At 54.8% G+C, this 17,976-nt stretch carries 18 protein-coding genes; 3 read left to right on the plus strand and 15 right to left on the minus strand.

Annotated elements, in window-relative coordinates; all coding sequences use genetic code 11:
* Positions 1–61: 61 nt before the first annotated feature.
* Positions 62–850, plus strand: coding sequence for a deaminated glutathione amidase (locus ACOTYB_RS05780; protein WP_047054216.1), 789 nt, complete (start codon positions 62–64; stop codon positions 848–850).
* Between the two features lie 125 nt (positions 851–975).
* Entirely contained in the window at positions 976–1,179 is a 204-nt protein-coding gene (gene tatE / locus ACOTYB_RS05785) for a twin-arginine translocase subunit TatE (RefSeq protein ID WP_003858723.1), read from the plus strand.
* 80 nt (positions 1,180–1,259) lie between these two features.
* Here tatE and lipA read toward each other — a convergent pair whose 3' ends face one another.
* The 14 genes from lipA to leuS all read right to left on the minus strand — a co-directional run bounded on the left by lipA (position 1,260) and on the right by leuS (position 16,207).
* Positions 1,260–2,225 carry a lipoyl synthase gene (gene lipA / locus ACOTYB_RS05790; RefSeq protein WP_006809637.1) on the minus strand — a complete coding sequence of 322 codons (966 nt, stop codon included), beginning with the start codon at positions 2,223–2,225 and terminating at the stop codon, positions 1,260–1,262.
* A 207-nt stretch (positions 2,226–2,432) separates the two neighbouring features.
* Entirely contained in the window at positions 2,433–3,386 is a 954-nt protein-coding gene (locus ACOTYB_RS05795) for a YbeF family transcriptional regulator (RefSeq protein WP_022650600.1), read from the minus strand.
* 291 nt (positions 3,387–3,677) lie between these two features.
* Complete coding sequence (gene lipB, locus ACOTYB_RS05800; RefSeq protein WP_045342245.1) at positions 3,678–4,319, minus strand: lipoyl(octanoyl) transferase LipB; 642 nt, start codon at positions 4,317–4,319, stop codon at positions 3,678–3,680.
* A gap of 94 nt (positions 4,320–4,413) precedes the next feature.
* On the minus strand, positions 4,414–4,677 hold the full coding sequence (gene ybeD, locus ACOTYB_RS05805) for a DUF493 family protein YbeD (RefSeq protein WP_003858718.1): 264 nt from the start codon (positions 4,675–4,677) through the stop codon (positions 4,414–4,416).
* A 107-nt stretch (positions 4,678–4,784) separates the two neighbouring features.
* Positions 4,785–5,996 (minus strand): D-alanyl-D-alanine carboxypeptidase DacA, encoded by a 1,212-nt coding sequence (dacA, locus tag ACOTYB_RS05810; RefSeq protein ID WP_003858714.1) that lies wholly within the window; start codon positions 5,994–5,996, stop codon positions 4,785–4,787.
* Positions 5,997–6,135: 139 nt separating this feature from the next.
* On the minus strand, positions 6,136–7,233 hold the full coding sequence (gene rlpA, locus ACOTYB_RS05815; RefSeq protein ID WP_045342244.1) for an endolytic peptidoglycan transglycosylase RlpA: 1,098 nt from the start codon (positions 7,231–7,233) through the stop codon (positions 6,136–6,138).
* A 16-nt stretch (positions 7,234–7,249) separates the two neighbouring features.
* Complete coding sequence (mrdB, locus tag ACOTYB_RS05820; protein WP_015571139.1) at positions 7,250–8,362, minus strand: peptidoglycan glycosyltransferase MrdB; 1,113 nt, start codon at positions 8,360–8,362, stop codon at positions 7,250–7,252.
* A 2-nt stretch (positions 8,363–8,364) separates the two neighbouring features.
* Complete coding sequence (gene mrdA, locus ACOTYB_RS05825) at positions 8,365–10,266, minus strand: peptidoglycan DD-transpeptidase MrdA (protein WP_015571138.1); 1,902 nt, start codon at positions 10,264–10,266, stop codon at positions 8,365–8,367.
* 28 nt (positions 10,267–10,294) lie between these two features.
* Positions 10,295–10,762, minus strand: coding sequence for a 23S rRNA (pseudouridine(1915)-N(3))-methyltransferase RlmH (gene rlmH, locus ACOTYB_RS05830; RefSeq protein WP_003858701.1), 468 nt, complete (start codon positions 10,760–10,762; stop codon positions 10,295–10,297).
* A gap of 3 nt (positions 10,763–10,765) precedes the next feature.
* A complete protein-coding gene (gene rsfS, locus ACOTYB_RS05835; protein ID WP_003858696.1) occupies positions 10,766–11,083 on the minus strand; it encodes a ribosome silencing factor in 318 nt (105 codons plus the stop codon).
* A gap of 268 nt (positions 11,084–11,351) precedes the next feature.
* A complete protein-coding gene (gene nadD, locus ACOTYB_RS05840; RefSeq protein ID WP_032608857.1) occupies positions 11,352–12,017 on the minus strand; it encodes a nicotinate-nucleotide adenylyltransferase in 666 nt (221 codons plus the stop codon).
* Positions 12,010–13,041 carry a DNA polymerase III subunit delta gene (holA, locus tag ACOTYB_RS05845; RefSeq protein ID WP_409248778.1) on the minus strand — a complete coding sequence of 344 codons (1,032 nt, stop codon included), beginning with the start codon at positions 13,039–13,041 and terminating at the stop codon, positions 12,010–12,012. Before holA ends, nadD begins: the two co-directional genes overlap by 8 nt.
* Positions 13,041–13,610 (minus strand): LPS assembly lipoprotein LptE, encoded by a 570-nt coding sequence (gene lptE, locus ACOTYB_RS05850; RefSeq protein WP_032657581.1) that lies wholly within the window; start codon positions 13,608–13,610, stop codon positions 13,041–13,043. The genes holA and lptE overlap by 1 nt, the downstream gene beginning before the upstream one ends.
* A gap of 14 nt (positions 13,611–13,624) precedes the next feature.
* On the minus strand, positions 13,625–16,207 hold the full coding sequence (gene leuS / locus ACOTYB_RS05855) for a leucine--tRNA ligase (RefSeq protein WP_045345767.1): 2,583 nt from the start codon (positions 16,205–16,207) through the stop codon (positions 13,625–13,627).
* 214 nt (positions 16,208–16,421) lie between these two features.
* On the opposite strand from leuS, the gene ACOTYB_RS05860 reads away from it, so the two are divergent.
* Positions 16,422–16,904 carry a zinc ribbon-containing protein gene (locus ACOTYB_RS05860; protein WP_421765772.1) on the plus strand — a complete coding sequence of 161 codons (483 nt, stop codon included), beginning with the start codon at positions 16,422–16,424 and terminating at the stop codon, positions 16,902–16,904.
* Between the two features lie 56 nt (positions 16,905–16,960).
* Here the strand turns inward: ACOTYB_RS05860 and rihA are convergent, their stop codons facing one another.
* A complete protein-coding gene (gene rihA / locus ACOTYB_RS05865; protein ID WP_032657583.1) occupies positions 16,961–17,902 on the minus strand; it encodes a pyrimidine-specific ribonucleoside hydrolase RihA in 942 nt (313 codons plus the stop codon).
* Positions 17,903–17,976: the final 74 nt, after the last annotated feature.

Below are 17,976 nucleotides of genomic sequence, written 5' to 3' on the forward strand. Positions count from 1 at the left end.
TACCTGCTATTTGCTGTGTAAGTGCGTCGAGTGTAACGCTGTTTTTGACCGGGAGACAATTATGTATGTTGCAGTAGGGCAGTTCGCGGTGACGCCGGACTGGAATGAAAACGCGGATAAATGCGTCTCCCTGATGCATGCGGCGAAGCAAAAGGGGGCGTCGTTGCTGGTACTTCCCGAGGCGTTACTGGCCCGTGATGATGGCGATCCGGATCTGTCGGTAAAGTCTGCGCAAACGCTGGAAGGGGGGTTTCTGAAACGACTGCTGGCCGAAAGCGTTGGCAACACGCTCACCACCATATTGACGGTCCATATTCCGTCCTCGCCGGGGCGCGCGGTGAACACGCTGGTGGCGATACGTGAGGGTGCCATTGTCGCGAGCTACGCCAAACTTCATCTGTATGATGCGTTCAGCGTTCAGGAGTCGCGCCTGGTCGATCCGGGGAGTGTAATTCCGCCGCTGATTGAGGTGGAGGGTTTTAAGGTTGGCCTGATGACCTGCTACGATATCCGTTTTCCCGAGCTGGCGCTGAACCTGGCATTGCAGGGGGCGGAGGTGCTGGTTCTGCCCGCTGCGTGGGTCAAAGGACCGCTTAAGGAGCATCACTGGGCGACGCTGCTGGCAGCACGCGCGCTGGATACCACCTGTTACGTGGTAGCCGCGGGTGAATGTGGTAACAAAAATATTGGGCAGAGCAGAGTTGTCGATCCGCTGGGAGTGACGGTTGCGGCGGCGGCAGAGACGCCTGCGTTATTGCTGACGGAGATAATTTCAGCCCGAATAGCGCTTGCGCGGCAGCAATTACCTGTTCTGCGCAACCGCAGGTTTGCGCCACCGCAATTAATGTGATGTTTTTTTCAACAATGCTTGATTCACCTTGTTACAGATTGCTATTGTGTGCACGCGCCAAATGACCGTTAATACGTTCAGGTTTTTTGGCGGAATGCAGCCTGTTTCATGTAAAGAAGGTATTTATGGGTGAGATTAGTATTACCAAACTGCTGGTGGTTGCCGCACTGGTCGTCCTGCTGTTCGGTACCAAGAAGTTACGCACGCTGGGTGGAGACCTGGGTGCTGCCATTAAGGGCTTTAAGAAAGCAATGAACGATGACGACGCGGCAGCGAAGAAAAGTGCCGAAGATGACATCACTGCACAGAAGCTTTCACACAAAGAGTAATGGCAATGCTGCAAGGCTTGCATAAAAAAACCGGCTCACGAGGCCGGTTTTTTGTTTTACTGTAAATAAATTTTACAGCTTTATTTCACTTCTTCGCCCTTCGCCTGCATATCGGCGTGATAAGAGGAGCGAACAAACGGACCGCACGCGGCATGGGTAAAGCCCATCGCCATCGCTTCGGCTTTCATTTCATCGAACTCATCCGGGCTTACGTAACGCTGTACAGGCAGGTGGTGACGGCTTGGCTGGAGGTACTGGCCCAGCGTCAGCATGGTGACGCCGTGGCGGCGCAGATCGCGCATCACTTCAATGATCTCAGCGTTGGTTTCACCCAGGCCGACCATCAGACCAGACTTGGTTGGAATATGCGGATGGGCTTCTTTAAAGCGTTCCAGCAGCTTCAGCGACCAGTTGTAGTCTGCACCGGGACGTACCTGACGGTAGATACGCGGTACGTTCTCCAGGTTGTGGTTGAACACGTCTGGTGGCGTCGCGGTCAGGATATCGAGCGCGCGATCCATACGGCCACGGAAATCCGGCACCAGCGTCTCAATCTTAATGTTCGGGCTTTTTTCGCGGATGGCGGTAATACAGTCAGCAAAATGCTGAGCACCGCCATCGCGCAGATCGTCACGGTCAACGGAGGTAATAACAACATAACGCAGCGCCATATCGGCAATCGTCTGCGCCAGTTTTTGCGGTTCGTTAGCGTCTGGCGCAACGGGACGGCCATGGGCAACGTCACAGAACGGACAGCGGCGGGTGCAGATGGCACCCAGAATCATAAATGTCGCGGTACCGTGATTGAAACATTCAGCAAGGTTAGGGCACGAGGCCTCTTCACAGACAGAGTGAAGACCATTTTTGCGCATCGCCGCTTTGATCCCCTGGATACGCGAAGAGTCGGCCGGAAGTTTGATTTTCATCCATTCCGGTTTTCTTAACAGCGCCTCGCGCTCTGTAGCCACGTTTTTAACCGGGATAAGGGCCATTTTATCGGCATCGCGGTATTTAACACCGCGTTCCATCACAATGGGTTTACTCATAGCGTGCGTGTTCCAGTTGCGAATATCGAAGGAAAGCGTTTCAATTCAAGGGAATGTTGTAATTATCAACTATTTTTGAACGAACGACAGGCAGTATATCATTTAAAGGGGCGATAAAGCAGCCTGCCAGGTCGCCAATTTGTAAAATAGTTGTTGTTTTGTGCCTTTTGCCCCGCTTGCGGCAGGGGCTTGCGCTGAAAGGCGGGATCAGAAAGCCTGGCGGATCACGTTAATGACGTTTTCCAGCACCGGATCGCGCAGGCTTAGCTTGTTGTAATGCAGTGAGATTTCAACAGATTCCGTCGTAAGTTGACTCAATGGAATCCTCTCCAGCGGCCAGCATTTTTGAAGCAAAGCGAAGAGACGCACAGGCATAATACAGAGCAAATCGCTGCTGCCAATCAGGGCCGCGAGGGTAAACATATTGTAACTGCTGAAGCTGATCAGACGGTCCGGGAACAGTTCGTCAATACGCTGGCGCAGCGGATCCGGGCCCTGCCCCTCGGACATAAAGGTTGCATGTTCGTAATGACGCAAATTTTCAGGCGTCAAAGGTGCGCTCAATACAGGATGATTCTGACGACAAACGAGCGCCAGAGAGTCGGTATAGAGAACGTTATGCCCTAATGCTCTGGCCGCGAAGCTGTTGCTGTCGATGATCAGGTCCGTCTGGAATTGCGCCAGCTGAGTTTCCGGATCGTTAACGGGCACATTGCGGATCAGCAGCTGTGGCGCATGCTGTTTAACAGCCTGGTAAATAGCGGGCATGACCAGAACGCCCACAGAGGGAGAGGTGCCTATGGTGATGGTTCGTTGCTTATCGTAACTGCCGGTGAGATCCAGCGCGCCCAGAATCGATTCCAGACCCTGGCTGATGTACTCATGCAGATGGGTGGCGTACGCGGTGGGGGTTACGCCCTGGCCTTTACGAATAAATAAGGGATCGGGAAATATCGCGCGCAATTTTTGAATTGACTGGCTAATAGCAGAGGGTGTGAGATTAAGAATTTTCGCAGCATTAACGATACCTTTGTGGACATATACCGCCTCAAAAATAGTCAATAAATTGAGATCAATATTACGTAAAGTCCGGAAAATTTGCGGCTTATCTTCGCCGCTGGTTTCATTCAGGCGTTTGGCTGGTAAATTAGTAGGCTCCACGCTCTTACTCCGTATTCATTCACAATATGAATGATAGTTGAATTTATTTATTATGCTTGCAGAGATTCGTAAAGTGTTTCGTAAGTTTCCCTTGTTTATCGAAAACAAGCAGTTGGGTGATTATCACGCACGTTACACGATACCCGGTGATGGTACTATTAAGGTTCTAATTAATATGGGACGCTAATATATGGGCGACTCGAAAATATAGAATATGCGGTTTATTGTAAAGCGTAAATGCGGCAATTAAGCAGTGGCTGGTCAAATAACCGAACCACTGCCGGAAGTGTGTTAAGCAGCAATATATTCGTAGTCAGGATTGTTAAGCAGCGCTAAAAAATTCTTCAAAAGCACGGGGCGGATATTCTCAGGCGTGGCGGTAGCGACCCACTGGCGCATTTGCGTCATTTCCATACCCGCATACCCGCATGGGTTGATGCGCTGGAAAGGGGTCAGATCCATATTGATATTCAGCGCCAGCCCGTGGAACGAGCAGCCTTTACGGATACGCAGCCCCAGCGAACAGATTTTCTTCTCTCCCACGTAGACGCCCGGGGCATCGGCGCGAGGATGAGCGTCGATACCGTACTCAGCGAGCGTGTTCACCACGGTCTGTTCCAGTAAGGTCACGAGCTCACGTACGCCCAGCTTTCTGCGTTTCAGGTTAAGCAGGACATACATTACCTGCTGGCCCGGGCCGTGGTAGGTTACCTGTCCACCGCGATCGCTCTGGATCACCGGGATATCACCCGTCATCAATAAATGTTCGGCTTTTCCTGCCTGGCCCTGAGTAAACACCGGCATGTGTTCAACCAGCCAGATTTCATCAGGGGTGGTGTCATCGCGCATATCGGTAAAGTCATGCATAGCCTGAGAGACTGGCTCGTAAGGCTGTATCCCAAGATGGCGAACAAGAATTTTATCCTGGTACAAAAGGACGTCTCCGAAGACAAGGGAGAATAGGTAACGCGGAGTATATCACAGCGGGGAAGTGGGTTACCCGGCAAACCGGGTAACCGCAGAGGGACTACAGCACCATACGAACAATTTCGATATTGCCGAGCTCTTCGTACAGCGTCTCAACCTGCTCAATGTGTGTCGCAGTGATGGTGATTGAGACCGAGTGGTAATTACCTTTGCTGCTCGGTTTGACTGATGGAGAGTAGTCGCCCGGCGCATGGCGCTGTACCACTTCAACCACCTGATCAACCAGCTCAGGTTTCGCCAGACCCATTACTTTGTAAGTAAAAGGGGTAGGGAATTCAAGCAGTTCGTTAAGTTTGGTTTTCATGTCAGCTCCGGCGTGTGTGTAAAAAATAATAACTCCCGCCACGGGGCGGGAGTTTTACTGATACGTAGTATATGGGGATCAAAATCACACTTTCAAGTGTTCAATTTTTAACCAAACCAGTGATGGAACATCAGCTTAATGTAATCAATGATTTTGCCGAAGAAATTGCCTTCAGGAATCTCCTCCAGCACCACCAGCGGGCGTTGATCGATGGTTTTGCCATCCAGCTGGAAGTTGATAGTACCCACGACCTGATTCTTTTGCAGCGGGGCGTGCAGCTCGGTGGTATTCAGCACATAGCTGGCTTTCAGATCTTTCATACGACCGCGTGGGATAGTCAGATAGAGATCTTTGTCCACACCCAGGGAAGCGCGGTCGTTATCGCCAAACCAGACAGGTTCAGAGGCAAATTCTTTACCGGCTTTCAGCGGGTTCACGGTTTCGAAGAAGCGGAAGCCCCAGGTCAGCAGTTTTTTGCTTTCCGTTTCGCGTCCTTTAAACGTACGCCCCCCCATCACGGCAGAGATCAGACGCATCTGGCCTTCAGTGGCGGAGGCCACCAGGTTATAACCAGCTTTATCGGTGTGGCCGGTTTTGATACCGTCGACGTTCAGGCTGTTGTCCCACAGCAGGCCGTTACGGTTGGTCTGACGAATGCCGTTGAAGGTGAACTCTTTCTCTTTGTAGATAGAGTACTCGTTTGGCACGTCGCGGATCAGCGCCTGACCGATCAGCGCCATGTCACGCGCGGAGCTGTACTGACCCTCGGCGTCCAGGCCGTGAACGGTCTGGAAGTGGCTGTTTTTCAGACCCAGCGCGGAGACGTAGCTGTTCATCAGGCCCACAAACGCGTCCTGGCTGCCCGCGGCAAAATCAGCCATGGCCACGCAGGCGTCGTTACCGGACTGCAAGTTGATGCCACGGATAAGCTGAGAGACCGGAACCTGCATGCCAGGTTTCAGGAACATCAGCGATGAACCTTTGAACACGGGGTTGCCGGTTGCCCACGCATCGTTACCGATAGTCACCAGGTCGGTTTCTTTGAATTTGCCTGCTTTCATAGCCTGGCCGATAACATAGCTGGTCATCATTTTGGTCAGGCTGGCCGGATCGCGGCGGGCATCGGCGTTCTGTTCTGCCAGAACTTTGCCGGAGTTGTAATCAATCAGGATGTAGGATTCCGCGTCGATCTGCGGAACGCCAGGGATCATGGTCTTGATGTTCAGGTCATCCGCGTGAGCTGCGGAGAACGCAGCAGCGCAAAGGGCCGTGGTCAGCGCCATGCGCTGCACAAAACGAGCAGAAAAAGTGGTCTTCATGGTCAGAACTACGACATCCGTGATGGAATTAAAAAAAGTGCCTTACTATAGCAAATGCTATACGGGCAGGCATCCGACTTTCATCATGAGAGTGTTAACGTGGTTTACACAAACTGACATTTCGGATACCACCGAATAATTATTTTGCAACAGCGATAAACGACTGGAGCTGCGCCTCGCTCTGCAAACGCTGTTGCAGGGATGCTGCCTGCGATTTGCTGGCAAACGGACCCATCTGGATACGCCATACCGCACCGTTTTGCTCAACGCGGCCTGGCACGCCAAACTGTTTGCTTAAACGCTGCTGATATTGCTCTGCACGGGTCCGATCGCTGACAGCGCCAACCTGAACCACGTAGCTGCCGCTCGCCGTCGCAGTCTGCGTAGCAGCAGGCGCGGTCACCGGGGCGGGTTGTGCAGCGGGTGCAGCAACGACGGGCGCAGGCGCTGGGGCAGGTTCATTTGATTCAATCACGCCCGGCGCTAACGTGGTGGGTGCGCCAAGGAAACCACTGCTTTTCACCGGGGCGCCTGTCGCGTCTTCACTTTGCAGCGTATCGTTGCTGATGGCGCGCACTTCACCCTGCGGCTGCGCGGGCACTGCCGGCGTTGAAGCGCCCCCCATACCACCGCTCAGATCCGGGCGAGCGGGCAGGGCATAGGTCTGTTTCGCGACCGTGGTACAGGCCGTGCCCGGGCCAGACAGCGAACCATCCTGCGCTACGATAATTGGGTCGATACGCACTTTAGTATTGTTTGAGGTGTTCAGACGGTCGGCCGCCGCGCGGGACAGGGAGATCACGCGATCGGTGCCGTAAGGACCGCGATCGTTGATACGCACCACGATCATTCGGCCATTCGCCAGGTTAGTGATGCGTGCATAGCTCGGGACAGGCAGCGTCGGGTGTGCAGCCGTGATCTGCATCGGATCGAAGGTTTCACCCGACGCGGTCAGGTTGCTGCCGGGCTCAGCGTCATAGATGGCAGCAAAGCCAGCCTGGCTGAAACGGGAAGGATCCTGAACGATTTTATAGCTTTTACCGTCGCGCTGATAATCCTGATTCACGCTGGCGTTCAGCGGTTCATAAACGGGATCGGCACCGCTAATCTCGACAATCGGGCCATTACAGACCGCAGGCTGCGGCGGCGCGACGGTTGCCTGTTGCTGACCATCATCACTTGTACAGGCGGCAAGTAAACTTGCTGCGATGCAGATCCCCAGCCACTGCTTACGCATTGCGATCCCCTTATTTTTATACGCTTTTGGACAACATTTTCCTGTGGGTATGGATCGACATGACGATACCAAACCCGGCCATCAACACGATCAGTGCCGAGCCCCCGTAACTCACCAGCGGCAGCGGTACGCCGACAACCGGCAGAATCCCACTCACCATACCAATATTTACGAAGACATAAACGAACAAAATCAACATTAATCCGCCTGCCATCACGCGACCAAAGGTGGTTTGGGCGCGTGCGGCAATCCACAAACCTCGCATGATCAGCAGCACGTAGAGTGCAAGCAGAACCAGGATGCCAACCAGCCCTAACTCCTCAGCCAGAACGGCAAAGATAAAGTCGGTGTGGCGTTCCGGTAAAAATTCGAGCTGCGACTGCGTACCGTGCAGCCAGCCTTTGCCGCGCAGGCCGCCGGAGCCAATCGCAATCTTCGACTGAATAATATGATAGCCTGCGCCCAGCGGATCGGTCTCGGGATCGAGCAGCATCATAACGCGCTGACGCTGGTAATCATGCATCAGGAAGAACCAGAGGATAGGGATAAACGCGGCAACCAGCACCACGGCGATACCAATCAGACGCCAGCTCAGGCCGGACAGGAACAGGACGAACAGGCCGGAGAGGGCGATAAGAATCGAGGTACCGAGGTCCGGCTGTGCGGCCACGAGCAGCGTCGGCAGGAAAATCAGCACCAGCGCAATGGCGGTATTTTTCAACGACGGCGGGCAGACGTCGCGGTTAATAAAGCGCGCCACCATCAGCGGGACGGCGATTTTGGCGATTTCCGACGGCTGGAAGCGGACAATCCCCAGATCCAGCCAGCGCTGTGCCCCCTTCGAGATGGCGCCGAAAGCATCTACTGCCACCAACAAAATGATACAGAAAATATAGAGATAGGGCGCCCAGCCCTCGTACACGCGCGGCGGTATTTGCGCCATCACCACCATAATAACCAGACCCATGGCGATCTGGCCGATTTTACGCTCCATCATGCCGATATCCTGGCCGCTGGCGCTCCAGATAACGAGGGCGCTATAGACCAGCAGAGCCAGCAGAATCAGCAGCATGGCTGGGTCGATGTGGATCTTGTCCCACAGCGATTTTTTATTCGGATTATCCGTCATGATTATTGGTCCTCCGCCGCAGCGGCTGCCGGGTTTTCAGCTGGCAGTTCGGTGTTGTTGTCACCCAGCATGATGTGGTCGAGGATTTGACGCATGATGGTACCCACCGCCGGGCCTGCGCCGCCGTTCTCCAGAATCATCGCCACCGCAACCTGCGGGTTATCATAAGGGGCAAACGCCGTCATGAGCTTGTGGTCACGCAGACGTTCGGCAATTTTATGTGCGTTGTAAGTTTCATTCGCTTTAAGACCGAAGACCTGAGCCGTACCTGATTTCGCGGCTACCTTATACGGTGCGCCAGCGAAATATTTGTGCGCCGTCCCGTTAGGGCGGTTGGCTACACCGTACATGCCGTCTTTCGCGATTTCCCAGTATCCGGAATGAATGTCACCCACCGGCGGCTCGTGCGGCTGTATCCATGGCACTTTTTTGCCGTCTTCAACGGTGCTTTGCAGCAGGTGCGGCACTTTCACGACGCCATCGTTGATGAGGATCATCATCGCCTTGTTCATTTGCAGCGGCGTTGCCGTCCAGTAGCCCTGGCCGATCCCCACCGGAATGGTGTCACCCTGATACCAGGGTTTTTTAAAGCGCTTCAGCTTCCATTCGCGGGTTGGCATGTTGCCGGAACGCTCTTCCGCCAAATCTATACCGGTGTAATGCCCGTAGCCGAACTTGCTCATCCATTCAGACAGACGGTCAATACCCATGTCGTAGGCGACCTGATAGAAGAAGGTATCCGCCGACTCCTCCAGTGATTTGGTCACGTTCAGATGGCCGTGGCCCCATTTTTTCCAGTCGCGGTAGCGTTTCTCAGAGCCAGGCAACTGCCACCAGCCGGGGTCAAACAGACTGGTATTACGGGTGATGACGCCCGCGCTCAGCGCAGACACGGCGACATACGGTTTAACCGTTGAAGCTGGAGGATAAACCCCCTGCGTCGCGCGGTTTACCAGCGGCGTGTTTGGATCGTTGAGCAGGCCGGAGTAATCCTTGCTGGAGATGCCATCCACGAAGAGGTTCGGATCGTAGCTTGGCATCGAAACCATCGCCAGAATGCCGCCGGTACGCGGGTCGGTCACAATAACCGCAGCACGGCTACCCGCCAGCAGCGTCTCGATATACTGCTGTAGCTTCAGGTCGAGCGTCAGATAGACGTCATGCCCCGCCTGCGGGGGCACCTCTTTCAGCTGACGGATCACGCGGCCACGGTTGTTAACTTCAACCTCTTCATACCCGGTCTGACCGTGCAGCACATCTTCGTAATAACGTTCGATCCCCAGCTTGCCAATATCATGGGTTGCGGCGTAGTTAGCCAGCTTGCCGTCTTTATCAAGGCGTTCGACGTCTTTATCGTTGATTTTGGAGACGTAACCAATGACGTGCGTCAGCGCGGAGCCGTAAGGATAGTAGCGGCGTTTATAGCCTTTGACTTCCACTCCGGGGAAACGGTACTGGTTAACGGCAAAACGGGCGACCTGCACTTCTGTCAGGTTGGTTTTTACCGGAATGGAGGTGAAGCGGTGAGAACGTGCGCGCTCTTTTTTGAACGCAGCGATATCGTCATCAGTCAGGTCGACAACGCTTCTCAGCGCGTTCAGGGTATCCTGCACGTTATCCACTTTCTCGGGCATCATCTCTATCTGGTAGATGGTGCGATTAAGCGCCAGCGGCGTGCCGTTACGATCGTAGATAATGCCGCGGCTGGGCGCGATGGGCACCAGCTTGATACGGTTTTCGTTTGAGCGGGTCTGGTAATCGGTATAGCGGACAATTTGCAGATTATAGAGGTTGGCGATCAGCACGCCGGTAAGCAGCAAAATCCCCGTAAAGGCGACCAGCGCCCGGCGCACAAACAGCGCGGACTCAGCCGTATAGTCGCGAAAAGAATTCTGTAGTTTCATCCGCTGCTTAAATTACCCTGGTCAGTCATTACTCGCGGTGATAAGGGTGGTTGGTAGTGATGCTCCATGCGCGATACAAACTTTCTGCCACGAGAACCCGTACAAGCGGGTGGGGCAGCGTCAGCGCCGAGAGTGACCAACTTTGTTCTGCTGCCGCTTTGCAGGCGGGAGATAACCCCTCTGGTCCGCCAATCAACAGACTGACGTCCCGACCATCCTGCTTCCAGCGCTCCAGTTCGTGCGCCAGCTGCGGCGTATCCCAGGGTTTGCCCGGGATATCGAGGGTCACGATGCGGTTTTTGCCTGCGGCAGCCAGCATCAGCTCTCCCTCTTTATCGAGAATACGTTTGATATCTGCGTTCTTGCCGCGCTTTCCTGCTGGGATCTCCACCAGTTCGAACGGCATATCTTTTGGGAAACGACGCAGATACTCAGTAAAACCGGTTTGTACCCAGTCCGGCATTTTGGTGCCGACGGCGACCAGTTGCAACTTCACGCATTAACCCCAGAGTTTTTCCAGCTCATACAGGCGACGACTCTCTTCCTGCATGACGTGGACAATCACATCGCCGAGATCGACAACCACCCAGTCAGCGGTCGCTTCACCTTCAACGCCCAGCGGAAGCAGCCCTGCCGCGCGCGATTCCTGAACAACATGGTCAGCAATCGAAACAACGTGACGAGTTGAGGTGCCGGTGCAGATGATCATGCAGTCGGTGATGCTGGATTTACCCTTAACGTCGATAGCGATGATGTCCTGACCTTTCAGGTCATCAATTTTGTCGATAACAAAATCCTGGAGTGCTTTACCCTGCAAGTTTTCCCCCTGGGTGAATGAGATTGTACAACTATGAATTCGTGGCCAGTCAGTATACCTGAACTGACGCCAGTCGCGGGACAAATGTCACCGCCCGGCTTTTGAAGGCGGGTATCATCCCACCCTCCGCCTGAGATTGCATCGCCATTTTTGTAAAACAATTTCTGTAAAGCAGCGATCGGCGGGAAAGTCTGGCAGCGGAGGATATCAGTATGGCTTAGCCTGTCAAGGCAGGATAATCATTAACGGACAATTTCGCCGGCGATGCTCAGACATCTGTACTTTTCTGATACAGACCGTGCGCAAGGATATAGGCCAGCACGGGCGAGGGGAGGAGATCGTCACAGTCTAAACCCTGCTGGAGACGCTCGCGGATGAGGGTCGCGGAAATATCAAACCACGGCGTTTCAGCGAGGTAAATTTTCCCGGCGGGGAGACTGTGCAGGTCTTCTATATTGTCCGTCAGATGTGCGTCAAGCCACTGCTGATGCTGCGCGTCGCGCATGGTCAGCGGGTAGCCCGGACGGCGGCAGACCAGCAGATGACTGTTTTCCAGAATGGTTTCGTACTGGTACCAGCTGGGAAAGTTGAGCAAGGAATCCTGGCCGATGATAAACGCCAGCGGTTTCATGGGCCCCTGCTCAGCGCGCCACTCCCGCAGCGTTTGCGATGTCCAGGAAGGGGTATCCCTGCGCAGTTCACGCTCATCCAGCGTGAAGAGAGGCTTATCGGCGATAGCCAGCGCGAGCATCGCTTTACGCTGCTCGCTGGTTGCTTCTGGCTGAGGACGGTGCGGCGGAACATTGTTGGGCATGATGATCACCCGCTGCAAGCCAATCAAATTCGCGAGGATTTCTACCGGCTTAAGATGCCCATAGTGCACCGGGTCGAAGGTCCCGCCATACATTGCCTGTAAAGAATGCATATCACCCATCGATAAATACGTCTGCCAGAGCCTTATGGCAGAGCAGCAAAGAGAGACTCTCCAGCTCCGCCCAGACAGACTGACCGTAATCCTGTTTTAACGTCAGTTCGGCGCGCATCAGAAGTTGCACTGCCTGACGCAACTGCTCCTGGTTCAGGCGGTTTATCGCCTCCGTGGTCATCGCCCGACGGTTTTGCCAGACGCGATGTTTGTCGAATAAGGCGCGCAGGGGCGTGTGTGCTGACTGGCGTTTAAGGTTGTTCAGCAGCAGTAATTCGCGCTGGAGCGTACGGAGAAGGATGACCGGCTCACTCCCTTCCAGGCGCAGCTGTTGCAGGATGTGCAGAGCACGTTTACTTTTCGCCGACAGCAGCGCATCAACCCAGTGGAAGGGGGTAAAGTGCGCGGCATCATTCACCGCCTGTTCCACGCGCGGCAGCGTCAGCTTGCCATCGGGCCACAGCAGGGCGAGCCTGTCCAGCGCCTGCGCCAGTGCCAGAAGGTTGCCTTCGTAGCAGTAGCACAGGAGCTGACTGGCGGCCTCATCCAGCTGCAAATTGTGCTGCTTTGCTCGCGCGGCAACCCATTTTGGCAGATGCGCCTGCTCTGGAGTCTGGCAGGAGACAAGCACCGCACTGGGGGTTAGCCGGGTAAACCAGGCAGCGTTTTCCTGCGCTTTTGTGAGTTTGTTGCCGCGTACGATAAGCAGCAGATCGCCGTGTAACAAACTCACCAGCATAGCCAGCTGTTCATTGATGGCAGCGTTAGGACCATTCTCAGGCAGCAGGATCTGGATTGTCTGACGAGAGGCAAACAGGCTCATGGCCTGACAAAGCGAGAAGATAGCGTTCCAGTCGGTACTGTTATCGATCTGGAACGTATGATGCTCATCGAAACCCTGCGCGGCTGCCGCATGGCGAACCGCATCAAGGCTTTCCTGGAGTAACAGGGGGTCGTTGCCGAGTAGCAGATAGGCCGCGCGCAGCCCTTCGTTGAGCTGCGCGCGGAGTTGTTCAGGATACAACCTGATCATCAGTTACCCAGCGACGTTGGCATATCCGGCGTGCGGGCATCCGGTGTTTCGATGACGTCAGCGCCTTTTTTCGTCGACGCGGCAATGGTAGGCAGCTTACGGATCAGCTGTTCCGCAGCCTTATCGTACATCTCTTTGATGATAATCTGCTCTTCGGCGTCTTTCGCCAGCGCCGTCTGCGGGTTATCGAAGAACGAACGGTAGACTTTGGTACTGATAGGGTAAATATCTTTACCTGGCATCAGAACAGCCGCGCTAACGGTCAGCACCATCTGATATTCCGCCGTCCGCCCATCCTGGAAGATTGACGCAGTGTCTTTTGCCAGCGTTGATTTCAGGACGCGAAGCGAAGGAACATCCTGACGCAGGGTTCCCTTCTCGATCAGTTCAACATCGTTCAAACGCAGCTGGTTACGAATGGCCCGGCTCAGCGGTCCGTTCGGATCGGATGAGTCGAAGATCATCGTTTTCATCTGCGCAGGCACTGCCGTGGTGTTGCGCAGGTGCCAGCCGCAGCCAGCGGTGACAAGCACCGCCAGAGATAAGAGTATTGTTGCCAGTTGTCGCACGTATCCTCCCGCGCTTAGCCAACGACCAGATTCAGCAATTTACCAGGTACGTAGATCACTTTACGTACGGTAACGCCCTCAAGGTATTTCGCGACCAGATGCTCCTGGCCTGCGCGCTCGCGAACCTGTTCTTCGGTTGCGTCGACCGCGACGGTAATTTTACCGCGCACTTTACCGTTAACCTGCACCACCACCAGCGTGGTGTTTTCCACCATAGCGGATTCATCCGCCACTGGCCACGGCGCATTGTCGATATCGCCTTCGCCTTTCAGCTCCTGCCACAGGGTAAAGCTAACGTGCGGCGTGAACGGGTTCAGCATGCGAACGACCGCCAGCAGCGCTTCACGCATTAACGCGCGATCCTGCTCGCCATCCTGCGGGGCTTTCGCCAGCTTGTTCATCAGTTCCATAATAGCCGCAATTGCGGTATTGAAGGTCTGACGACGACCAATATCATCGGTGACTTTCGCAATGGTTTTATGAACATCACGACGCAGCGCCTGTTGATCTTCAGTCAGTGCAGCTACGTTCAGCGCTGGCGCATCGCCCTGAGAGGTGTGCTCGTAAACCAGTTTCCAGACGCGCTTCAGGAAGCGGTTGGCCCCTTCAACGCCGGATTCCTGCCACTCAAGGGTCATATCTGCCGGGGAGGCGAACATCATGAACAGACGCACGGTATCCGCACCATAACGCTCAACCATCACCTGCGGGTCGATGCCGTTATTTTTAGACTTGGACATCTTGCTCATGCCGGTATAAACCAGTTCATGACCTTCAGCGTCTTTCGCCTTCACGATACGGCCTTTCTCGTCGCGCTCGACAATCGCATCAACCGGAGAAACCCAGTTACGCTCGCCGTTCGCGCCAACGTAGTAGAACGCATCTGCCAGCACCATACCCTGACACAGCAGCTGTTTTGCCGGCTCGTCGGAGTTGACCAGGCCTGCGTCACGCATCAGTTTGTGGAAGAAGCGGAAGTAGAGCAGGTGCATGATGGCGTGTTCAATGCCACCGATGTAAATGTCTACCGGCAGCCAGTAGTTTGCTGCATCAGAATCCAGCATGCCTTCTTTGTACTGTGGGCAGGTGTAGCGCGCATAGTACCAGGAGGATTCCATAAAGGTGTCAAAGGTGTCGGTTTCACGCAGCGCTGGCTGACCGTTGACGGTGGTTTTCGCCCACTCAGGATCGGCTTTGATCGGGCTGGTGATGCCGTCCATGACCACGTCTTCCGGCAGGATCACCGGCAGCTGATCTTCCGGCGTTGGCATCACGGTGCCATCTTCCAGCGTCACCATTGGGATTGGCGCACCCCAGTAACGCTGACGGGAAACGCCCCAGTCGCGCAGACGGTAGTTCACTTTACGCTCGCCCACGCCCAGGGAGGCCAGCTTGTCGGCGATGGCGTTGAAGCCCTCTTCGAAGCTCAGGCCGCTGAACTCACCGGAGTTAAACAGGGTGCCTTTTTCAGTCAGCGCTTGCTCAGAGAGATCGGGTTCAGAGCCGTCAGCAGCAAGAATAACAGGCTTGATGGTCAGGCCGTATTTGGTGGCAAATTCGTAGTCGCGCTGGTCGTGACCCGGCACGGCCATCACGGCGCCTGTGCCGTATTCCATCAGTACGAAGTTGGCGGCCCAGACAGGGATCGCTTCGCCTGTCAGCGGGTGAATAGCTTTAAAGCCGGTATCAACGCCTTTTTTCTCCATCGTCGCCATGTCGGCTTCGGCCACTTTAGTATTGCGGCATTCGTCGATGAAAGTCGCCAGCTCCGGATTGTTTTCTGCCGCATTCTGCGCCAGCGGGTGACCTGCGGCCACGGCCAGGTAGGTCGCGCCCATGAAGGTGTCCGGGCGGGTGGTGTAGACGGTCAGGGTCTGATCGTAGTTCTCAACGTTGAAGGTAATTTCCACACCTTCGGAACGGCCGATCCAGTTGCGCTGCATGGTCTTAACGGTATCTGGCCAGTGGTCCAGATTGTCCAGATCGTTCAGCAGTTCGTCAGCGTAGGCGGTGATTTTGATAAACCACTGCGGGATCTCTTTACGCTCTACTTTGGTGTCGCAGCGCCAGCAGCAGCCATCGATAACCTGTTCGTTCGCGAGAACGGTCTGGTCATTTGGGCACCAGTTAACGGCAGAGGTCTTCTTGTACACCAGGCCTTTTTTATACAGCTCGGTGAAGAATTTCTGCTCCCAGCGGTAGTATTCCGGGGTACAGGTTGCCAGCTCGCGGCTCCAGTCATAGCCGAAGCCCAGCATTTTCAGCTGGTTTTTCATGTACGCGATGTTGTCGTACGTCCACGGAGCCGGTGCCGTGTTGTTTTTCACCGCCGCGCCTTCAGCAGGCAGGCCGAACGCATCCCAGCCGATAGGCTGAAGAACGTTTTTGCCCAGCATGCGCTGGTAGCGTGCAATCACGTCACCGATGGTGTAGTTACGCACGTGGCCCATGTGTAGTCGACCAGAAGGATAGGGAAGCATCGACAGGCAGTAATACTTCTCTTTGCTCTCGTCTTCGGTTACTTCAAAGGTGCGCTTCTCGTCCCAGTGTTGCTGGACTTTTGATTCTATCTCTTCCGGGCGGTATTGCTCTTGCATGGCAGCCAGTGGTCCTGTGTTCAATACAGCTACAAATGTAGCCAATGGATGTGGTAATTCAGATCCGCATAGCATAGCCCAAACGCCCGCGTCAAAACAGCCTTTCACGCAAATGCACTTTGCAGGAATTTACCGGGTCTGTGCTTCACCTGACAAAGCGGCGGCGAAATAAGGTCTATTATTAGAGACAGTTACTTACCCGGGAGGCAAAATGATGAACAAGGTTGCTCAATTTTACCGTGAACTGGTAGCGACTCTGACGGAACGGCTGCGTAACGGCGAGCGTGATATCGACGCGCTGGTCGAACAGGCACGCGCACGCGTGACGCAAACGGGTGAGTTAACGCGAACCGAAGTGGAAGAGGTGACGCGCGCCGTGCGCCGTGACCTGGAGGAGTTCGCGCGAAGCTATGAAGAGAGCCAGGACGAGATCGGCGACAGCGTTTTTATGCGGGTCATCAAAGAGAGCCTGTGGCAGGAGCTGGCGGATATTACCGATAAAACTCAGCTGGAATGGCGTGAGGTGTTTCAGGATTTAAACCACCACGGTGTCTATCACAGCGGCGAAGTAGTGGGGTTGGGGAACCTGGTGTGTGAGAAGTGCCACCACCATATCGCCGTTTATACGCCGGAGGTGTTGTCGCTGTGTCCGAAGTGCGGGCACGACCAGTTCCAGCGTCGGCCGTTTGAGCCGTAGGTAAAAGCAAAACTGTTTGCACCCTCTCCCTGTGGGAGAGGGTCGGGGTGAGGGCATCAGGCCGCAGAATAATAAGCCAGCCGCTCCGCCAGTAAATCCACAAACGCTTCCCGATCGATATCCACCATCACCGTGGTATTCGGCTTGTTTCCCGTTAGCGAGTAATAGTCCACCACCGTCATTCCCTGGGTATATTTCCCCTGTGTTTCCACACCAACCCAACGCTCGACCGTGGTAAACATTTCCGGCTTCAGTAGCCAGGCGATGGTGCATGGGTCATGCAGCGGGGCACCGTGGAAGCCCCACTTCTCGGCTTTGTGATACTCCATAAAGAAATCGAGCAGCTCTGCCACGGTCGTTGCAACCGGGTTGCCCACAGAACGGAATCGTTCGATGTCCTGCGCCATAATTTGTGCGCGGTGGGTAACGTCCAGCCCCGCCATCACAATCGGCAGGCCCGACTGGAAGACGATTTCCGCGGCTTCCGGGTCAACGAAGATGTTGAACTCCGCGGCTGGCGTCCAGTTCCCCAGCCCCATTGCCCCGCCCATGATGACGATACGGGCGATGTTGCTGTGCAGTTCAGGATGGCTGTTCAGCAGCAGCGCTACGTTGGTCTGCGGGCCGGTCGCCACCAGCGTCACGGGTTCTGCGCTTTCACGCAGCACCTTCGCCATGAGCTCGACGGCAGTGCAGTTTTGCGGTGCGAAATCCGGCTCCGGCAGCGCCGGACCATCCAGCCCACTTTCACCGTGAACGTTATCCGCAATGATCAGCTCGCGCATCAGCGGCTTAACGGCGCCACCTGCGACAGGAATATCGGTGCGTTTCAGCAGCGTCAACATGCGCAACACGTTTCGCAAGGTTTTATCCGGCGTCTGGTTTCCGGCGGAGGAGGTGACAGCTTTTACGTCCAGTTCAGGGGAAGCAAGAGCAAGGACGAGTGCGATCGCGTCATCATGACCCGGATCGCAGTCGAGAATAATTGGCTGTGCCATAGCGTTCTCCATTCTCAGCATTATTTGTGACAAGGTTAACGCTGCGATGTGACGCCGAATAGAAAAAGAGATCT

It is taken from the genome of Enterobacter cloacae complex sp. IR5450, from assembly GCF_049238665.1.
Taxonomy (GTDB): Bacteria; Pseudomonadota; Gammaproteobacteria; order Enterobacterales; family Enterobacteriaceae; genus Enterobacter; species Enterobacter hormaechei_C.